General features: G+C 44.3%; 1 protein-coding gene and 1 pseudogene. Both read right to left on the reverse strand.

Annotated elements, in window-relative coordinates:
- Positions 1–451, reverse strand: a pseudogene (locus ONT18_RS17240) (DNA methylase); the annotation flags it as partial.
- Entirely contained in the window at positions 435–2,120 is a 1,686-nt protein-coding gene (gene ltrA / locus ONT18_RS17245) for a group II intron reverse transcriptase/maturase (protein ID WP_049702337.1), read from the reverse strand. The pseudogene ONT18_RS17240 and the gene ltrA, both read right to left, overlap by 17 nt.
- Between the last annotated feature and the right edge of the window lie 737 nt (positions 2,121–2,857).

A 2,857-nucleotide genomic window follows, 5' to 3' on the forward strand; every position in this document is an offset into this window, starting at 1 on the left:
AGGAGGCTATCTTCTTTTCCAGCTTCGCCTTGTCAAGCAAATCGGTATTTCCGGAGAGAATAGCCATATACTCTGAAAAATTCATGCCCGATTTCTCGTCCATCGTTCCCTCGTCAATGGTTCTCGCCCCCAAGGCTCCGCTTTTCAACTGCGAGATAAAAGTCTGCTTGCAGTGCAGGAGGTTGAACTTGTACGAGTCAAGCGACTTTTCCACCGCATAGATGATGACATCCACCTTGTTGTCGGCATACAGCTTGGCAATCTCGTTGCCGGCACGCACACCTCGACCGTCACGCTGTGCCAAGTCTGACGGTCGATCGGGTAGGTCAAGGGCATTGCTGCCCTCTTCCCCCCTAAGAACCGTACATGAGAGTTTCCCCTCATACGGCTCAAGCTTTTCTAAGCCTCTGTTTGTATGCAGAGACCGGCTCAAACTACTTCTTGTTTCCATTTGATTTGCGGGATAATTTAAAACATTCATCATGAACCAACAGATTGCATTTCTTTCCGTTTTGAACGGTTGGCATGACATTCCATGCCTTGTGCGTATCAATAGGCTCACCGCATATAGGACATTTGCGTCCTTGCTTTTCCCATAGGTACAGCAGTGACTTGCGTCCTTTTAGCGTAACAAGCATTTTCGACTTCTTTCTTTTATAGAAGTACAGACGACAGTCTGCATCAAACGGGTTCATGTCTCCTTTAATCTGCGTGTATTGCAGGAATGGAAACGATGAAGTCAGAGACAATAATGTCAATTGGTCTTCCTTTCCGTTTGGTTTCTTGAATTTTGAAGCGAAAGTCCATTTGTTCCCTCGAATGTCATGCCAATATCGGTCTTTTATCCACCGTTTCCCTTTCTTGGAATGACGACGTTTTGCCCATTGCCATAGTGAGAGGAATATCTGATGGTCGATTCTGTGAAATGAATCACGTGTCGCTCCATGCTGATAATAACCTCCCCATCCTCGGATTTTAGAGTTCAACATTCTGATTAACGACTCCTGTCTGCAACCCTTGTTCTCCTTAATTACCTTACGGATATTCTCCATAAAGCGTTTCTCGGATTTCTTTGTCGGCTTGGTCAATATGTCCTTGCCGTATTTGCGGATATTAAAGCCAAGAAAATCAAAACCGTCATGCACGTTGGTTATCACCGTCTTTTCCTCTGATAAGGTCAGACCTCTTTCAGACATAAATTCAGCAACCAATGGCTTGATTTCATTTTCAAGAGTTTCCTTGTTCTCGCAAGTGATGATAAAATCATCCGCATAACGTACAAGGTTCACCATTGGTGAATACAACTTACCATTAACATGATGGCGCTTATATCTATCTGCAAGAGCTTTCTGCAATCCGTCCAAAGTCATATTGGCAAGTGTCGGAGAAATTATACCACCTTGCGGTGTTCCTTCCTCGGTCGGGAACATTTGCTTGTTGAAAACATAGCCACATTTCAACCATTTTCGGAGTATTGCCTTATCCATTGGGATATTGGCAAGTAACCACTCATGGCTGATATGGTCAAAACACCCTTTTATGTCACCCTCCAAAATCCATTCGGGAGAATATCCCTTTCGGAGAATGTTATGACATTGCTGTATTGCATCCATACAGCAGCGTTCCTTGCGGAAACCGTATGAACGAGTATCAGCTGTAGTTTCTGATACAGGCTCCAATGCCATAAGATAGAGTGCTTGCATGGCTCTGTCTTTCATTGTCGGTATTCCCAACGGTCGCAGTTTGCCGTTGCTCTTCTTGATATGAACTCTTCTCAGCGGCATTGGCTGGTAGCCTCTGCGTTTGAGTTGGGTTATTGCTTGCATTTTAGCTTTAGGGGTATCCCATATTTCTTTGTCAACCCCAGGAGTACAACCACCCCCGTTAGAAGTAACCCTCTTTACGGCTAAGGCTTTTGCGTAAAAAGAGTGGGTAAGCGTCCATTGCAAGGCTTTCACCTTGTTATGTCTGCCTTCCTTCTGAGCCTTTACAATACGAGCTTGAAGCTTCTTAACAGCTTGCTCCGCCTTAGTCCAGTCTATTCTGTCCCAATTTGATTGCAGGTTGTCAGTCGGCGCACACGATTGGTCGAGGAGATTTTCTTTGATTTTATCGTTCATTTGCATTCCTACTTTAAAAAGTTCTAAAAGTTTATTGTAAAGAATTACCATTTGGCTAATGTTGGGTATTTGCCTCCCAAACATTACCACAGAAGTCTGCCCACTTTCGTGGTAGGTTGATGTTGTCCCTTGTCAACTCGTGATAAGTGGCTCAAACCCTATCCGTCCCATTACAGAACGGCATTCGCTTTCTCTGTTATCTTATACCTGCACATCATTCAGCATCCATTACTTTCAGCTTACCTGTCTTTTGTCTGACAGGAGATGTACAGGCTTACCATGTTCCACATAGATAACTAACGGATAGGTTAGGTTCTGTCTCATCCTCCGACGGTCTTTACATCCGTGTAATCCTACCATGGAGAGGATTATCTGACCGCATCCCATTTTGGGTAGAGTGTATCAGTATCTTGCACTCTTTTACGACATTACGAAGTTTACTAACAGTTCGCTTACGCTAACCATACTATCCAGCCTCGCCACTCTACGGTATGATACTAACCATACTTGACTTCCCCTCACGGTTCTGTCTTGTCTTGTGAAAGTGTACTTTGTCCCGACCGCTTAATACAACATTAAGGTGCATCGGTCGGTAGGCTACCGCTGACGGAACAGCGGGTTAAAACTGATACTTAAAGTATCATTCCAACAATTATCTATGCGACTTCATGTCGCACCCACGGTGTGTCCAAATGATGAATAGCAACACACCTTTTTTGTGCATTTACGCCTGTACC

The sequence above is a fragment of the Segatella copri genome (assembly GCF_026015295.1).
Taxonomy (GTDB): domain Bacteria; phylum Bacteroidota; class Bacteroidia; order Bacteroidales; family Bacteroidaceae; genus Prevotella; species Prevotella copri_C.

What these genes read in the sequence shown, in the direction of transcription:
- ltrA (WP_049702337.1), bottom strand. Translation starts at nt 2,120, where the DNA reads ATGAACGATAAAATCAAAGAAAATCTCCTCGACCAATCGTGTGCGCCG.